This is a genomic window from Flavobacterium solisilvae (genome assembly GCF_012911605.1).
GTDB lineage: Bacteria > Bacteroidota > Bacteroidia > Flavobacteriales > Flavobacteriaceae > Flavobacterium > Flavobacterium solisilvae.
Genome location: NZ_JAAMPT010000072.1, coordinates 1 through 257, shown reverse-complemented (window position 1 = coordinate 257; position 257 = coordinate 1). Strand labels below are relative to the sequence as shown.

1 protein-coding gene is annotated in these 257 nt (G+C 36.6%); it reads right to left on the bottom strand.

Annotated features, from left to right (window positions below):
* The coding region (locus G6042_RS00345) for an ATP-binding protein (protein WP_218958506.1) at positions 1–236 on the bottom strand (236 nt) is incomplete at its 3' end.
* Between the last annotated feature and the right edge of the window lie 21 nt (positions 237–257).

Here is a 257-nt window from a genome sequence, read left to right as displayed (position 1 = left end):
GCTAATCGTAAAACTTGGTTTCTATCTATATTTCGCGAAGTATCAAAATTGATGTTTTCAATATTGGATTTGTAATGGAATCGAGCGTTTTTAATGCTTCGCTCAATACGACGATTGTGGCGTTCATCCCATTCGGCATCAATGAGCATTGCGATAAACTGATCTAGCGTGTAATGGTCTGTTTTTCCACTTTCGATGGCGGTTTTAAAAGCATTATGCATTCCATAAAGCTTCATTTGTTTCATTTTGGTTGTAGT